This window comes from Ruegeria sp. AWH4_226 (assembly GCF_056159225.1).
In genome coordinates this window covers 3,082,747-3,098,043 of sequence record NZ_JBSWUU010000001.1, presented here as the reverse complement: position 1 = coordinate 3,098,043, position 15,297 = coordinate 3,082,747, and the positions used below count along the sequence as shown (strand labels likewise).

Annotated in this window: 16 protein-coding genes; 3 read left to right on the top strand and 13 right to left on the bottom strand. The window is 56.6% G+C overall.

Translation table 11 applies throughout. The annotated features are described in order from the left end of the window. The first annotated feature begins 179 nt into the window (after positions 1-179). Both ACXAET_RS15355 and ACXAET_RS15350 read left to right on the top strand, forming a co-directional pair. Entirely contained in the window at positions 180-1,223 is a 1,044-nt protein-coding gene (locus tag ACXAET_RS15355; protein ID WP_475186980.1) for an aminoglycoside phosphotransferase family protein, read from the top strand. Between the two features lie 307 nt (positions 1,224-1,530). Beyond that, positions 1,531-2,400, top strand: a complete 870-nt coding sequence (locus ACXAET_RS15350) for a Hint domain-containing protein (RefSeq protein ID WP_475186975.1) — start codon at positions 1,531-1,533, stop codon at positions 2,398-2,400. Between the two features lie 72 nt (positions 2,401-2,472). On the opposite strand, the gene rplA is transcribed toward ACXAET_RS15350, so the two are convergent. After that, entirely contained in the window at positions 2,473-3,171 is a 699-nt protein-coding gene (rplA, locus tag ACXAET_RS15345; RefSeq protein ID WP_475186971.1) for a 50S ribosomal protein L1, read from the bottom strand. A 1-nt stretch (position 3,172) separates the two neighbouring features. Next, positions 3,173-3,622, bottom strand: a complete 450-nt coding sequence (rplK, locus tag ACXAET_RS15340) for a 50S ribosomal protein L11 (RefSeq protein WP_010440985.1) — start codon at positions 3,620-3,622, stop codon at positions 3,173-3,175. A 328-nt stretch (positions 3,623-3,950) separates the two neighbouring features. Between rplK and ACXAET_RS15335 the strand changes: the two genes are divergently transcribed. Next, positions 3,951-5,162 carry a peptidoglycan-binding domain-containing protein gene (locus tag ACXAET_RS15335; RefSeq protein ID WP_475186967.1) on the top strand — a complete coding sequence of 404 codons (1,212 nt, stop codon included), beginning with the start codon at positions 3,951-3,953 and terminating at the stop codon, positions 5,160-5,162. A gap of 57 nt (positions 5,163-5,219) precedes the next feature. Here the strand turns inward: ACXAET_RS15335 and nusG are convergent, their stop codons facing one another. From nusG to ccoN, 11 genes are all read right to left on the bottom strand, one after another. Beyond that, entirely contained in the window at positions 5,220-5,753 is a 534-nt protein-coding gene (gene nusG, locus ACXAET_RS15330) for a transcription termination/antitermination protein NusG (protein WP_475186965.1), read from the bottom strand. Between the two features lie 198 nt (positions 5,754-5,951). Then, on the bottom strand, positions 5,952-6,149 hold the full coding sequence (gene secE, locus ACXAET_RS15325) for a preprotein translocase subunit SecE (RefSeq protein ID WP_068337265.1): 198 nt from the start codon (positions 6,147-6,149) through the stop codon (positions 5,952-5,954). Positions 6,150-6,217: 68 nt separating this feature from the next. Then, positions 6,218-6,376, bottom strand: a complete 159-nt coding sequence (gene ccoS, locus ACXAET_RS15320; protein WP_068337263.1) for a cbb3-type cytochrome oxidase assembly protein CcoS — start codon at positions 6,374-6,376, stop codon at positions 6,218-6,220. 5 nt (positions 6,377-6,381) lie between these two features. Beyond that, the gene (locus tag ACXAET_RS15315) at positions 6,382-8,559 is read right to left on the bottom strand and encodes a heavy metal translocating P-type ATPase (RefSeq protein ID WP_475186960.1); all 2,178 of its coding nucleotides are present in this window, start codon (positions 8,557-8,559) and stop codon (positions 6,382-6,384) included. A gap of 4 nt (positions 8,560-8,563) precedes the next feature. Continuing rightward, a complete protein-coding gene (locus ACXAET_RS15310) occupies positions 8,564-9,022 on the bottom strand; it encodes a FixH family protein (protein ID WP_475186955.1) in 459 nt (152 codons plus the stop codon). Position 9,023: 1 nt separating this feature from the next. After that, positions 9,024-10,451 (bottom strand): cytochrome c oxidase accessory protein CcoG, encoded by a 1,428-nt coding sequence (gene ccoG / locus ACXAET_RS15305; protein ID WP_475186952.1) that lies wholly within the window; start codon positions 10,449-10,451, stop codon positions 9,024-9,026. Positions 10,452-10,550: 99 nt separating this feature from the next. After that, the gene (locus ACXAET_RS15300; RefSeq protein WP_475186949.1) at positions 10,551-11,426 is read right to left on the bottom strand and encodes a LysR family transcriptional regulator; all 876 of its coding nucleotides are present in this window, start codon (positions 11,424-11,426) and stop codon (positions 10,551-10,553) included. A gap of 375 nt (positions 11,427-11,801) precedes the next feature. Next, positions 11,802-12,665 (bottom strand): cytochrome-c oxidase, cbb3-type subunit III, encoded by an 864-nt coding sequence (ccoP, locus tag ACXAET_RS15295; protein WP_475186946.1) that lies wholly within the window; start codon positions 12,663-12,665, stop codon positions 11,802-11,804. Continuing rightward, positions 12,662-12,898 (bottom strand): cbb3-type cytochrome c oxidase subunit 3, encoded by a 237-nt coding sequence (locus tag ACXAET_RS15290; protein ID WP_475186943.1) that lies wholly within the window; start codon positions 12,896-12,898, stop codon positions 12,662-12,664. Before ACXAET_RS15290 ends, ccoP begins: the two co-directional genes overlap by 4 nt. A gap of 12 nt (positions 12,899-12,910) precedes the next feature. Then, a complete protein-coding gene (gene ccoO / locus ACXAET_RS15285) occupies positions 12,911-13,639 on the bottom strand; it encodes a cytochrome-c oxidase, cbb3-type subunit II (protein WP_475186937.1) in 729 nt (242 codons plus the stop codon). A 14-nt stretch (positions 13,640-13,653) separates the two neighbouring features. Further along, positions 13,654-15,261 carry a cytochrome-c oxidase, cbb3-type subunit I gene (gene ccoN / locus ACXAET_RS15280; protein ID WP_475186934.1) on the bottom strand — a complete coding sequence of 536 codons (1,608 nt, stop codon included), beginning with the start codon at positions 15,259-15,261 and terminating at the stop codon, positions 13,654-13,656. Positions 15,262-15,297: the final 36 nt, after the last annotated feature.

Sequence of the window (15,297 nt, the reverse complement as noted above, 5' to 3'; positions counted from 1 at the left end):
AATTAAGGGGCCGAATGGACCCACCCACCGTCTTGGACGAAACAAAATAAAGCGCACGACGAATCGCACGCTTTATCTCGCAACTCTTTTTAGGGCAGATAGCAGGGGTTTCCAAGGGGTAAATTGTCCACCTTTTCCACGCGGGCAGTTTCCGGCGCGGCCTTTCGCGGATCGCGTGATTGACATGGAAATGCCTGTCCTGTCTGTTTGTCGCGGCAAGCGCCCAATTCCTCCATGAAATGTTGAACCACCAGACCATGCCGACGCCAACGCTAGATGAATACGACATGGCCAGCACCTATGCCGAGGAATTTACCCGCGCGCAGTTTCGAAGTGCCGCAAATGACATCGCCTGCATTTACCGATCGCACGCTTTCCCCGAGTCCCGGCTGGTTTGGAAAATCGAAAAATCGGGACGCGCCTACGCATTGAAAATTGACACCCTCTCGCCCGAGACTGGGCGGCTGAGCAAGGAATTCGACGTCCTGACCCGGCTTTCGGACCACTTCAAGGGCAACGAAACCAACCGAGTCGTACGTCCAGTCTATTTGGCCTCCCATGGCGCGTTCATGGTCACAGAATTCATTGACCGCCCAACCGCTGTGGATTTCATCTACAACAGCTCTAACGATGATCAGGTAGCCCAGGTATATCGACGCGCCGGTTCCTGGCTGAATAGCCTCCACAGCTTTCAGGCACCAGTCGAATACGGTTTTCGCCCGCGATGGATGACAGACAGCATCAAGGACTTATCGACCGCGCTGCCCTTGGACATTGCCGAAGCCAGCAAGCCAATGATCGACGCGTTTATGTCACAGGCTAAGCGGCTAAAGAACCGGCCGGACATCCGCGTATTCTCTCACGGAGATTTCCACGGTGACAACCTGATCATGGGTCCGGGCACAGCCATTGGCCTTGATTTCACAGAAGCGCGCGACAAGCTGGCCGTCTACGATATCGTTGACTTGCTGAAAGCCGATATCTTTCGGGACGGCCACGCATCCGACATCGACCGAAGCGGGATGCTGCGCAAGAATAAGGACATGTTCTTTCGTCAATACCGACACCCGATAGACCCTGAGATCCTCGAGTGCTGCCTGCGTGGCCGGCTTTTGAAAGACTGGCTGCGACTTTGGCAAACGGATTTTACGTGCAGCGCCTTCGAAGAGCAAAAAAGACATCGGCTGCACCTTCGACTTCGGGCCGCATTCAGCACGGATTGATCCTTGGGGCGAGGGCGCCTTTGCAGCAAAAGGCTGCGCGCGGTGTCGGCGTTGAACCTCAATCAAATTTTAAGTTGCGCATGACATCATTGAATGGTTGTCAAATAAAAAAGTCATAACTATTCGTTATCCAAAAGGTAATTTTCCACAAATGGTACTTCGCAGCTTTTTCGCACAGGACAACGAGAGTTTGATTGTGACGTCAAGCTCCAACGGGAGCATTGTCAACAATCCGATCATCAACAATTCAGACACTCCGAACGGCACCGTTTTTGAGTACTCAGCAGGGACGGGAACGACCGTGACCTTGAATGATACCAGAGGAAGCCGGGATGTCTTTAATGACGATCAGGCGTCTGGCCATGTCATCACGGATGGCGGCGGACTGGTTACAAACGGAACGCCGGTTGAATCCGAATCCATAATCACCGTCCGCGCTCTGGACGGGGGCGGAAATCCAACCGGACCCGAGATCGATATCTATGTGTTTTCCAAGAACGGAGTGACGCAGGACGTTTGGGGATATAGTACATCAGCACCCCTGAGCTCCGGTACGTCTTACATCAAGGTCGGTGGCTCGAATGCCGGATCATCCGCCTATACAGACTACATTACCTGCTTTGGGCCCGGAACACTGATCGACGCGGAACATGGTTCAGTTGAAGTGCAAAACCTTGTGAAAGGTCAGCGTGTCTGGACCCGTGACGGTGGACTGCAGCCGATCTTGTGGATCGGATCAACCGAGGTTCACGGTTTCGGCCCATTTGCACCGGTCGTCATTGAAACCGGCATCATCGGGAACAGCAAAAAACTGGTGGTATCGCAACAACACCGCATCCTGATTCAGTCCCCTGCCACCGACATGCTGTTCGGTTCATCCGAAGTTTTCGTCGCCGCGAAACACCTGTGCGGTATTCCAGGTATCTCCATTCGTGAGACCGAGCGCATCACTTACACGCATTTCATGTTCGACCAGCACCACATTGTCCGGTCGAACGGCGCGCTGACCGAAAGCTATTATTTTGGGGACATTGCAGACCAGGCTTTGTCAGCACCGCAGAGGGCTGAAATCCTCGCTCTTTTCCCATCGATGAACAACATGAGTGATGCCTTTCGGCACACAGCCGCGAAAACGATCAGTGCACGTGAGGCCAGCGTGTTGCGCGCCTATTACTGACAGGTTTTCGAAATAGAAAAACCCGGGCTGCGTCAGCACCCCGGGTTGTAGTTTTCAGCGCGTGTTCGCCGCTTATTCGCCTGCAGCAGCAGCGACGTCCAATGTCACACCCGGGCCCATGGTCGAGCTGAGCGCGATTTTCTTCATGTAGGTGCCTTTGGCGCCCGACGGCTTGGCCTTGGCTACAGCCGAGACAAACGCACGGACGTTTTCGACCAGCTTGGCTTCGTCGAAGGACGCTTTGCCAACACCGGCATGCACAACACCGCCTTTTTCCGCCTTGAACTGAACTTCACCGCCCTTGGCTGCTTCGACGGCCGCTTTCACGTCCATGGTCACAGTGCCAACTTTGGGGTTTGGCATCAGGTTGCGAGGGCCCAGAACCTTACCCAGACGGCCAACGATCGGCATCATATCCGGGGTGGCAATGCAGCGGTCGAATTCAATGGTGCCGCCCTGAATGGTTTCCATCAGGTCTTCTGCACCAACGATATCTGCACCGGCTTCTTTTGCTTCGTCCGCCTTCGGGCCACGCGCGAAAACGGCAACGCGCATCGCTTTGCCGGTGCCGTTCGGCAGGCCAACAACACCGCGCACCATCTGGTCTGCGTGGCGGGTGTCAACGCCCAGGTTCATCGCGATTTCGATGGTCTCGTCAAATTTCGAGGTTGCGTTGCCTTTTACCAGGGCAACTGCTTCTTCGACCGACAGGTTTTCCTTGCCAGCGATAGCTTCGCGCGCAGCGCGGGTACGTTTACCGAGTTTTGCCATCTTACTTCACCTCGATGCCCATGGAGCGGGCCGAGCCCAGGATGATCTGCATTGCGCCTTCGACGTCGTTGGCGTTCAGATCTTTCATTTTGGCTTCGGCGATTTCGCGCACCTGCTTCGAGGTCACGGTTGCCACGGTCTCACGACCTGGATTTTCTGCACCACGCGGACGGTTACGCTTGCCGACCGGCTTCAAACCAGCGGCTTTCTTCAGATAATAAGACGCGGGCGGCGTCTTGATGTCCATGGTGAAGGACTTGTCCTGATAATAGGTAATCACGGTCGGGCACGGAGCGCCGGGCTCCATGTCTGCGGTCTTAGCGTTGAACGCCTTGCAGAATTCCATGATGTTGATGCCGCGCTGACCCAGCGCCGGACCAACTGGAGGCGACGGGTTCGCCTGACCTGCAGGAACCTGCAGTTTCATTGTACCAGCAAGCTTCTTGGCCATTTGGTTTTCCTTTCAACGTAGGCAGGACGCGTCCCACCCGGTTTATGTTGCGTGGTCCGATCCGGAATCGCGATCCCTGCAATCTCCCACGAGAGAATCTCGCCCGAAGGCGATAGAAGCGGCGTTTACAGGTGAACAAAGAGGTTGGCAAGTAGCCAGTGGAGCCAAGCCACGTCTGGCTTTTCCCGGCACCCAAAAGCTTTTCGCAAACTCGGAGCATCCCCAACTTGCCAAAGGCGTGTTTCGCCAGCTGAAAATGTGCGTGTCCGCCTTGCGCTGGGAATGTGCTATACTCGTTTGATTAAAGCGTTTGTTTTGGAGGTAAGTTATGATTCTGCGTTTAATAACAACTCTTGGCATCGCGCTGTCCTTCGCTGTCACCGCCCCTCAGACCGCGCGGGCTGACGCCGGCGACTTCATCGGCGGCGCTGTTGTGGGTGGCGTAGTTGGTTACGCGATTGGCAAGGACCAACAGAAGAAAAAAACTCAAAGAACAACTCGGACCTATCGGCCCAGCATTCCGTCGACCACGCAAGGTGCACAGACCCAGACGGCCCTAAACTATTTCGGCTATAATGCCGGACGGGTCGATGGCCAGGTCGGGAGTGGGACCCGCGCCGCCATCGAACGCTATCAGGCGTCGATGGGGTACCCCATAAACGGCTATGACTTTCAGCCTTATCAGTACGACTTTCTGATGCAGGCGTATTACTGGGCCACAAGCGGTGGACAGGCGACAACTCAGCTCGCGGGCCAGCCGCTTTTGATGGCATATCGTCAACAACAGCTAAGCGGTTCTGCCCTTGCTGCGGCAGCTCAGCCGCAGGCTGAGGCTGCTCCGGTTCCAACATCGCAAGAGCCCGAACCAGTGCCGGACGCAGGCGAGACAACGTCCACGTCACTCCCAACCCTCTTCTCTGGCGGCACCGCGCGTCCTTCCCTCGCCAATCGTTGCAGCGCAGTAATGCTGCAAACGTCGACCAATGGCGGCTATACGACGCTGGCAAATATGTCAGATCCTGATTTCGCACTCAGCGAACAATTCTGCCTTGCCAGAAGCTATGCGATGGCGCGCGGAGAAGATCTTATGCAGGACATACAAGGGCTGACACCGGACCAGATAGCAACCCAGTGCGACTCATTCGGCGAAATGCTGGAACCGCAGGTTGTTTCGCTGTCTCTGAACTCAAAAACCGAGGCAGAAACGCAGATGCGCAAGCTTGCGTTGGACTCGGGACTCAGCCCCGAAGATCTGGCAGCGACAAGCAAGGTCTGTCTTGCAATGGGCTACCGTCAGGACAACATGGACACCGCTGTTGGCTCTGCTTTGATGTTGGTCGCAATGGGTGAACCTGCCTATGGCGAGCTGATCGGACACCATTTGCGTGAAGGATTCGGCGTTCAGGAGCGCCGTGATCTTGCAATGCAATGGTATGAAGCAAGCCTGTCTGCACTGGACGCCGGTTCAGAAGCTGTCTTCTTGCCGTCCCAAGCCGATCGCCCGCAACTTTTGCGAACAGCAATGACAGCGGCGCAGTAAGCCTAAGCAAATTCGCACCTGCTGGCGAACTTACGTCCTGCGGGTGCAATAAACTCGTTAAGTCTGCTTGGTAACCTGGGTGAAGTCCAGCTCGACCGGGGTTTCGCGGCCGAAGATTGAAACAGAAACCTTCAGCTTCTGGTTCTCGTCGTCCACGCCTTCAACCATGCCGTCGAAATCCTCGAACGGGCCGTCGTTGACCTTGACCTTTTCGCCGATGTCGAAGGTGATCATGAGCTTGGGCGCTTCTTCACCTTCCTGAACGCGGTTCAGGATCTGGTTTACCTCAGCATCGCGCATCGGCATCGGACGCCCCTGAGGGCCAAGAAAACCGGTGACGCGGTTGATCGAGTTGATCAGGTGATAGCCCTGATCCGACATTTCCATGTGCACCAACACGTAACCGGGCATAAAGCGGCGTTCGGTCGTAACCTTCTTGCCGCGGCGCACTTCGATCACCTCTTCGGTGGGCACCAGAACTTCGTCGATGTCGTCCTCAAGGCCCTGCTCGGCCACGGACGTGCGGATTTGCTCTGCGATCTTTTTTTCGAAATTCGAAAGAACGCTGACCGAATACCACCGTTTCGCCATGAACCTGTCGTCCTTGTTTGCCTTCGGTGCGTCGGTATCGCCGTAAGCACCGTCATTGAAATCCTATCACGTCACCCGGAATAAAAAGCGGCGCGCAGCCCGAATCTCCGCACGCCCATTCCGAATAGTACCGTCACCTACTCTGACATTGCTGGCTGTGCAAGGGGGCAGTCGCGTTTCCGCTGCGCCCGAACGGTCCTATCCGAATATGCCAAGGATCAATTGCAGCCCGCCACGAATGCCCAGATCAACCAGCGCAAAGAATACGGCCGTCAGCGCTGCCATGATGAACACCATGACCGTGGTCAGCAGCACCTCACGCCGGGTCGGCCAGACGACCTTTGCAACTTCGGCACGGACTTGCTGTATGAACTGGATCGGATTCATGGTGGCCATTTGGCTTGGTTCTCTCTGCTAGCGGATGCGCTGGACATAGCCGGGCAATGCGGCGATTTCAAGGGTTGTCAGGGCTTGGGCTTGTCGTCCCATTCATCGCTGAGGATACGCTGTGCGTCGCCTTCGGGATCATCATACTGGTTCGAGCGGACCGTGTAGACAAAAGCCACAAGGCCAACCCCGCCTAAAAACAGGGAAATCGGTATCAGATAAGCCAGAACTTCCATATCAGCTACCTCAGACGCAGGGCATTCAGAGACACGGTGATGGACGAAGTCGACATCGCCAGAGCCGCAATCAGCGGTGTGGCCAAACCGGCCACGGCCAACGGCACAGCAATGATATTATAAACGGTGGCAATGCGAAAGTTCTCACGAATCCGCTTTGTCGCTTTTTCGGCAGTGTCGCAGGCATCCGCTATCGGGGACAGGTTGTTGCCCAGCAACACGATATCCGACGCCACCCGTGCCGCATCAAGTGCCGAAGCCGGCGAGATCGACACATGCGCCGCTGCCAGCGCAGCGGTGTCGTTCAGCCCATCGCCGACCATCAGAACACGACGCCCCTGGTTGCTCAGGTCCTGTACTCGGGCGGCCTTATCCTGCGGCAGCGCCTGCGCGATCCAGTTTTCAATCCCCAGTTTCCCGGCCAGCGCCTGAACAGCGCCTTGCGTGTCACCGGAGATGAGAATGACATCTTTGCCAGCCTCCTGGAACGCCTCTACAGCCTCGGCTGCACCGGCGCGCAGGCTGTCCGAGAACAAAAAGGCGACTGGCGCTCGTCCGGCAACCGACAACCACGCCGCGGTTTGATCGCCATCTTGCGCGCCAGCCCATTCAGCCCTGCCCAGACGCACCCGCTGACCGCGGAAGAGGCCCTCGGTGCCAAAACCCGGCACCTCCACGGTATCCTTAACGCTCGCGGGCGTGATACCGGCACCCCGCGCCGACTTGGCCAGCGAAACCGACAACGGGTGAGACGATGCCTCGGCCAATGCCAGGGCAATCTCAAGATCAGTACGCGCGTGATCGCCAAGGTTGGTCAATTCAGGTGTGCCCGAAGTCAGTGTACCGGTCTTGTCAAACACAACCGTATCGACCTCGGCCAGACGCTCCAGAGCGGTGGCATGTTTAATCAGCATCCCCTTGCGGAACAGACGGCCGGACGCAGCAGTCGTCACCGCAGGCACCGCCAAACCAAGCGCACAAGGGCATGTAATGATCAGCACGGCAGCAGCGATGTTCAAGGCAGTGCGAATATCGCCGGAATAAAGATACCAGCCCACAAAGCTGAGCGCAGACAGGATGTGAACGCCGGGTGCGTAAAGCTTGGCTGCCTTATCCGCCAGCGAGGTATAACGCGACCGCCCCGATTCAGCGATTGCCACCAGATCGGCCATACGGTGGAGCGAGGTATCCTCGCCCACTGCGGTCGCCCGAATGGTCAGAGGGCCGGTCAGGTTGACCTCGCCCGCGCTCACGTTCAGACCCGCCTCGGCAAACACGGGCAGCGTTTCCCCGGTTAGCAACGAGCGGTCAAGCTCTGACTGGCCCGAGACGATTTCACCGTCCACTGGCATACGGCCACCGGGGCGGACAAGGACAAGATCACCAACCCCAAGCGAGGCAACCGCGACCTCCTCTTCGACGCCATCCACCAGCCGAGTGGCGCGCGGGACCTCAAGCGCCGTCAGTTCTTCGGCGGCAGACCGGGCCGCGGCACGTGTGCGATAGTCCAGATACCGACCTGCCAACAAAAAAAACGTCAGCGTCAGGGCCGCATCGAAATAAGCGTGCTTGCCGCTGAGCGCGGTTTCCCACAGCGACGTAACCAAAGCCAACACGATGGCCAGAACAATCGGCACGTCCATGTTCAGGCGCCTGACGCGCAGGGCGCTCCAGGCGTTGACAAAAAAGGGCTGGGCGGAAAATGCAATTGCAGGCAATGCGATCGCTGCAGAAATCCAGTGAAACAAGTCGCGCGTGGCGTCTGTAGCCCCCGACCAGACCGAAACCGAAAGCAGCATCACATTCATCGAGGCAAACCCGGCCACGGCCAGCCGCATCAACAAATCACGCCCGGCCTTGTCTGTTTGCGTGGCGGACAGGGCACCGGGGTCCAGTTCGTGCGCTTCATACCCTGCTTTCTCCAGTACAGGGATCAGATCGACGGCCCGCAGATCAGGCGCGGCTTTGATCATGGCGCGCTTTAGCGTCAGATTGACCCGCGCGTCCTCGACACCGGGATGTGCATTCAATTCGCGTTCAACCTTGGAAATACAGGCCGAGCAATGGATGCTCGGCAACGACAAGGCAATCTGCACATCCTTTGGGATGGGTCGGGCTGGCTCTGCCGGGTTTGCAATACAGCCCGGACAGGCCGCGGTACCAGAGGTCACCTGTGCCGTCATATATTCACCCTTTCACAAACAGCGGCACACGCTGCGCGAACTCGGCCCCATCATGGTCTTTCGCAACCAAACGGATATTCCAGTTTCCCCGCCCCAATGACGCAGGGGTCGAATAAGCCTGACCGTCAAAGATAAAGTCCGGGGAAAAATCGTCTTTCACGTGGGTCGCACGCCCGACCACAGCCTGAAGCTCGGCCACTTCGACCGGAGCACCCGCTTTGTCGGTGATGTGCAAAACCAACAAACCGCCTGATAATTCTGCGCGAATCTCCCAGCCCAGTGCTTTGTGCTCTTGCAAGCGATCATTGAATTCCTGACTGGCGACATACGAGTTCTTGACCTCCAGCCCCGGAAAGGTTTTGACGGCGTTATAGGCCAACAAAAGATTAACCGTGATGATTATGCCAAAGGCGGCAACGAACACCGCCAGGGCGTGCTTTCCAGTGAATTGTCGCTCAGCCATCCTAGTTTCCTCGTCCGTTGAAAGAAGTATCCTTGTAGGCGCGTTCTCCACTTTGCAGGTCTTCGACCCAGATACGGACCGGAGTGGTGTCTGCCGCAGCAGGATCCGTGTCTTTTCTGGCAATTATGTACACACGTTGCAGCTGCGACGTATCCGCCGTCACGTTGACTGTATCAAGGTCTGTGCCTTCGATCACTATCCGCATTGCCGGGTCTCCGGTCAGCGACAATTTGAACAGGCGATCCTCACCGTGCTTGTTACGCAGCCGCACATCGTACGTGTTGCGGATGGTACCGTCGGACATCGTAACAAAGGTTGGGTTACGTACAGGTGCAACTGTCAGATCGATATCCGAGCGGATAAACAATGCAAACAGCAACGCAAACCCAACCGCTGACCAAAGGGCCGTGTACATGATCGTGCGGGGCCGCAGGATGTGTTTCCAGACGCTTTTTGGTGGCTGTCCTGCCCGTTCCCTGCCCTCATCGCTCAGCGCCATGTAGTCGATAAGGCCGCGTGGCTTTCCGATCTTGGCCATCATGTCATCGCAAGCGTCGATGCAAAGGGCGCAGGTTATGCACTCAAGCTGTTGACCATCGCGAATATCGATGCCCACCGGGCAGACATTCACGCAAGCCATGCAATCAATGCAGTCACCCAATTCGGAATCGGCGGTGCGCTTGCCCTTGCCCCGAGGCTCTCCGCGCCATTCTCGATAGCCGACGACCAGAGTGTCTTCATCCATCATAGCGGCCTGAATACGCGGCCAAGGGCACGCGTAGATACAAATCTGTTCACGGGCGAACCCACCAAACAGAAAGGTTGTTCCGGTCAGGATCAGAATGGTCGTGTAAGCAACCGGATGTGCGTTTCCGGTAACAAGATCACGTAGCAGCGTCGGCGCATCAGCAAAATAGAACACCCATGCACCACCGGTCGCCAAACCGATCAACAGCCAGGCTGTCCATTTCGTAATCCGAAGTCGCGCCTTGCGAATATCCATCTTTTCCTGTCGATGAAGACGCAATCTTGCGTTGCGATCCCCTTCGATCCAGCGCTCGACCAAGATGAACAAATCTGTCCAAACCGTCTGTGGGCAGGCATATCCGCACCACACACGACCCAGCGCCGAGGTGAAAAGGAACAGGCCCAGTCCTGCCATGATCAGCAGGCCTGCAACGAAATAGAACTCATGCGGCCAGATCTCGATCCAGAAAAAATAAAACCGCCGGTTCGCCAGATCCAGCAGCACAGCCTGGTCCGGCAGGCTTGGCCCACGGTCCCATCTGATCCAAGGCGTTACATAGTAGATACCCAGTGTAACCGCGAGAATGATCCATTTCAGGTTTCTAAACGGCCCGGATACACGTCGGGGAAAGATCGGCTCCCTAGCGGCATAAAGGCTGGGGGCGGGGTCGGAATCGCTCACGAGCTGGCTCCAGATGTGGCTATTTTCTGCGTCTTGTCTCAGATCATACAGGCACTCACTTTGACATGTGTCAAAAGCGCATCGCACAGACACCTTTTGTCACATCTGGCTGGCTTGCCTTCTGATCCAGCCGACAAACGCCTTAACTGCCGGGTGCAAAGGCGCATCTGCAGTGACTATATGGTATCCACGCCGGCTGGGCTCGTGAAAAAGTTCAACAACCCGCCCTGCCTTGATATCGGCCTCGACAAAATGTCGCGCCGTGACAGTCACCCCCTGACCGGCGCGTAAGGCTTCAAGCAACAGATTGCCCGGCAACGCGATGCGACCCGCACGAGGGCCGTGTTCGACACCTTGCTGTGCCAGCCAAGTGGTTGCTTCGGTTGTCCCAAGTTCCTCAAGCCAGGGCAGTTGGCTCAACTCGTCTGGTGTCATTGACGTCCGACCCTTAAGCAATGCGGGCGCAGCGACGATCACCATTGGACTTTGGAGCAGCAATTCCGAGTTCAAACCCGGCCAATCCCCTTCCCCGTAGCGAATCGCGACATCAACGCCACCCGGACGCAGGCTGACAAGCGCGGGTGTAGGATCAAGCGCCAAGGGAACATCGGGATATTCTGACTGAAACGCCGGAAGACGTGGCATCAACCACGACGCAGCAAACGACGGGGTGAGCGAAACGTGAACTGGACGATCTTGGGTAATATGCAAAAGATCGGCCACGGCGTCCGAGATGGCGCCAAACCCAAGATGCAGGGCACGGGCCAGTTTCTCGCCATCGGCGGTCAGCGTCATGGACTTACCGCTTCGGTCCAAAAGCGCAGCACCAAGGTGTTTTTCCAACGCGCGCAACTGTTGGCTAATGGCAGCGTGGCTGACATTCAGCAATGCCCCCGCCTGCACCACATTCCCCGTTTCCGCAAAAGCGTGGAAGGTCTTCAGCGACGCAAGCGGCGGCATCTTTATCCAATCCATATGTAAGCTCCAGTTACATGATAGAATGGTAATTGAGTCGCATTTTCTTACCGAAGGATCAATCCTGAAGGCATGCGAAACCATTAACAGGAGAGATCGGATGCTATCGATCCTTGCGCATTCATTTAGAATCGCCACCCGAACGGATGGGCATAATCCACCCCAGAGCCGAAAAGAAAAACCCAGGCATCATTTTTGGAAAAAGACAAAGCGCGTCACATTTTCCCGTTTCAGGTAACGAGGCTTCTAACGCTGGCCCGAACAGGCTATTGGTGCAGGTTAATGGTACCGGCTGTTCAGGAAACGCGCGAACAGATAGAACAGCCGGTACCTTGGCCTTCGGGCGGCGAACCGTCCGAAGGTTTTCTTTTACCGCTACTGGCCGCCACCCAACTGGTGGACATAGGCCGTGACCGCGCGGATTTGCGCGTCGGTCAGGCGGTTTTCCCACGGAGGCATGACGCCAAAGCGGCTATACGTGACCGTTTCGGTCAGCGCCTCTTCGCTGCCACCATATAGCCAGATAGCGTCGGTCAGGTTCGGTGCGCCTTGGAAAACGTCGCCTTTACCGTCTTCGCCGTGGCAGGCCGAACAGTTGTCTTCAAAAACAACCTGACCCGCCTGCGCCGCTGCGTCATCAGTTTGCGCATTGGACAAAGACATCACGTACTGAACAACCTGGGTGATCTCTTCATTTTCGAGGATTTCGCCAAAGGCTGGCATTTCGGAGTAGCGTGCGTCGTCGCTTTCCTCGTTCCGGATACCATAGGCGATGGTATACTCGATATCTTCCAGCGTCCCGCCCCACAGCCATGCGTCATCCAGCAGGTTCGGGAAACCTGTGGCACCTTGAGCACCCGAACCGTGGCACTGTGCGCACCAGGTGCGAAATACCGCGCTGCCTGCGTTTACCGCGTATTGCTGCAATTCGGGATCGGCCGAGATTTCCTCGAGCGGGGTCTCGACCAGCCGCACGTTCCACGGCGCGTTAGCTTCCTGGAAGGCAACCAGTTCTTCCTGGACTTCCGCACGGGACGACCAGCCGGTTACACCAGCCGTTGCGGACTGAACCAATGGCCACGCGGGATACATGATCGTGTAGATCACACCCCAAATAATGGTGGCGTAGAAGGTCCATAGCCACCAACGGGGCATCGGGTTATCAAATTCTTCGATACCGTCCCAGCTGTGACCCGTTGTGTTTGGGTCACCCGGCTGTTTTTCAGGTGTCTTGCTCATTTCCTCGCCTCCTTGGACTCGGCGGGTTTGTCGCCCTTCACGGGCGTGGCTTTATCTTGATCCTGCGGCGAAGCAGGCGCGTCTGCGTGCCGGAACGGGATATTGGCCGTGTCCTTGTATTCCTTGCTGGCACCGGGGCGAAAAACCCAGATGACGATGCCAACAAAGAAGAGGAACAACACAAGCAACATCCAGCTGTCCGCAAATTGACGTAGAAGGGTATATTCTTCCATCACACCCCCCTGTCAGCGATTTGCGTCCGGGGTGAAGGTCGAGAAATCAACCAGCGTGCCCAGCATTTGCAGATAGGCGATCAACGCGTCAGCCTCGGTCAAATCTGATTGACCGTCGAAGTTGCGCACGTTGACATTCTCACCATAGCGCTCAAGCAGACCATCATAGTCACTGTCGGGATCAGCCTGAGCGCGCAGGTCAGCCACAGCATTTTCCAGCATTTCCTCGGAATAAGGCGTTCCGACCATCGCATTTGCCGCCATGATGTCGCCGATATACCTATCCTCCAGCTTTCGCGTTTCGAGGAAGCCGTATTTCGGCATAACCGATTCCGGGACAACGGACTGCGCATCGCGCAGATGCCGTACGTGCCAGTCGTCCGAGTATCGGCCACCAACACGGGCCAGGTCAGGCCCGGTACGCTTGGACCCCCACTGGAACGGATGGTCATACATCGACTCAGCCGCCAGCGAGTAGTGGCCATAACGCTCAACCTCGTCCCGCATCGGGCGGATCATCTGGCTATGGCAGACATAGCAGCCTTCGCGCAGATAGATTTCACGGCCCGCCATTTCCAAAGGCGTGTAGGGGCGCATGCCCTCCACTTCTTCGATGGTGTTCTCAAGGTAGAACAGCGGGGTGATCTGAACGATGCCACCGATGGTCACGACCAGAAAGCTGAAGATCAGCAGGAGGGTCGCGTTGGTCTCGAGGATTTTATGTTTGTCGAGAATTGCCATTGCTCCGGCCCTCCTTATTCAGCCGGGACCGCGACGGTCAGGCTGGCCTCTTTGGCCGGCGCTCTCCGTACAGTCATCCACAGGTTGTAGCACATGATCAGCGATCCAGCGACGAAGAGCACGCCACCCAGAGCACGCACCACGTACATCGGGAATTTGGCAGCCACGGTGTCGGCGAACGAGTTCACGAGGAAACCGTTGGCATCCACTTCACGCCACATCAGACCTTCCATGATACCGGTGACCCACATCGACGCCGCGTACAGCACGATGCCGATAGTGGCGAGCCAGAAGTGCCAGCTGACCATTTGCAGCGAGTACAGACGCTCACGCTTCCACAGGACAGGTACCAGGAAGTACAGCGCGCCAAAGGTGATCATACCGTTCCAGCCCAGCGCGCCTGAATGCACGTGACCAATGGTCCAGTCGGTATAATGTGACAGGCTGTTCACTGCACGGATCGACATCATCGGGCCTTCGAAGGTGGACATGCCGTAGAAGCCGACCGAGATCACCATCATCCGGATCACCGGGTCCGTACGCAACTTGTCCCAAGCACCGGACAGGGTCATCAGACCATTGATCATACCACCCCAGGACGGCATCCACAGCACGATCGAGAAGACCATACCCAGTGTGGAGGCCCAGTCAGGCAACGCGGTATAGTGCAGGTGGTGCGGACCAGCCCAGATATACAGGAAGATCAGCGCCCAGAAGTGGATGATCGACAGCTTGTACGAAAAGACCGGACGCTCGGCCTGTTTCGGAATGAAGTAGTACATCATGCCCAGGAAGCCCGCGGTCAGGAAGAAGCCCACAGCGTTGTGGCCATACCACCACTGGATCATGGCATCCTGTACGCCCGACCAGACGATGACCGACTTGGACCCCCAGATACTGACCGGAATGGTCATATTGTTGACCAGGTGCAGCATCGCGACGGTGACGATGAACGCCAGATAGAACCAGTTGGCTACATAAATGTGCGGCTCTTTCCGCTTGACGATCGTTCCCAGGAACACGGCGAGGTATGCCACCCAGACTACAGTCAGCCACAGGTCAACGTACCATTCGGGTTCTGCATATTCCTTGGACTGCGTGCCACCCAGAACATAGCCGGTCGCAGCCAGTACGATGAACAGCTGATAGCCCCAGAACACGAACCACGCTAGGTTTCCGCCCCACAACCGCGCGGCACTGGTGCGCTGCACCACATAGAACGAAGTTGCGATCAGGGCGTTACCGCCAAATGCAAAAATCACTGCCGAGGTGTGCAGCGGGCGCAGACGGCCAAAGTTCAGGTAACCCTGAGCCCATTCAAAGTTCAAAACCGGAAAGGCAAGCTGAAACGCAATGAAGGTTCCTGCGAGGAACCCGACCACGCCCCAGAATGCGGTTGCGATCACGCCATAGCGGATCACGTCATCCATATATTCACCCGAGCGGTCTACGAGAATATCTGGCTCGTCGGTGTTTCGAAGCGTCCAGATGAACAAACCACCGGCGATTAGCATCACCAGAATTGCATGCACCTGATACGCCAAATCGCGTGCGTAATTAGATCCGATCGCGGCAAAAATCACGACCAGACCAAGCACGATCAGCTTGATATAATTTGACATATTGCGTCCCTTTGCCATGCCCCACGTGATTCTTTA

Coding starts and splice junctions, on each gene's coding strand:
- rplA (WP_475186971.1), bottom strand. CDS start 3,171: ATGGCAAAACTCGGTAAACGTACCCGCGCTGCGCGCGAAGCTATCGCT.
- rplK (WP_010440985.1), bottom strand. CDS start 3,622: ATGGCCAAGAAGCTTGCTGGTACAATGAAACTGCAGGTTCCTGCAGGT.
- ACXAET_RS15335 (WP_475186967.1), top strand. CDS start 3,951: ATGATTCTGCGTTTAATAACAACTCTTGGCATCGCGCTGTCCTTCGCT.
- nusG (WP_475186965.1), bottom strand. CDS start 5,753: ATGGCGAAACGGTGGTATTCGGTCAGCGTTCTTTCGAATTTCGAAAAA.
- secE (WP_068337265.1), bottom strand. CDS start 6,149: ATGGCCACCATGAATCCGATCCAGTTCATACAGCAAGTCCGTGCCGAA.
- ccoS (WP_068337263.1), bottom strand. CDS start 6,376: ATGGAAGTTCTGGCTTATCTGATACCGATTTCCCTGTTTTTAGGCGGG.
- ACXAET_RS15315 (WP_475186960.1), bottom strand. CDS start 8,559: ATGACGGCACAGGTGACCTCTGGTACCGCGGCCTGTCCGGGCTGTATT.
- ACXAET_RS15310 (WP_475186955.1), bottom strand. CDS start 9,022: ATGGCTGAGCGACAATTCACTGGAAAGCACGCCCTGGCGGTGTTCGTT.
- ACXAET_RS15300 (WP_475186949.1), bottom strand. CDS start 11,426: ATGGATTGGATAAAGATGCCGCCGCTTGCGTCGCTGAAGACCTTCCAC.
- ccoP (WP_475186946.1), bottom strand. CDS start 12,665: ATGAGCAAGACACCTGAAAAACAGCCGGGTGACCCAAACACAACGGGT.
- ACXAET_RS15290 (WP_475186943.1), bottom strand. CDS start 12,898: ATGGAAGAATATACCCTTCTACGTCAATTTGCGGACAGCTGGATGTTG.
- ccoO (WP_475186937.1), bottom strand. CDS start 13,639: ATGGCAATTCTCGACAAACATAAAATCCTCGAGACCAACGCGACCCTC.
- ccoN (WP_475186934.1), bottom strand. CDS start 15,261: ATGTCAAATTATATCAAGCTGATCGTGCTTGGTCTGGTCGTGATTTTT.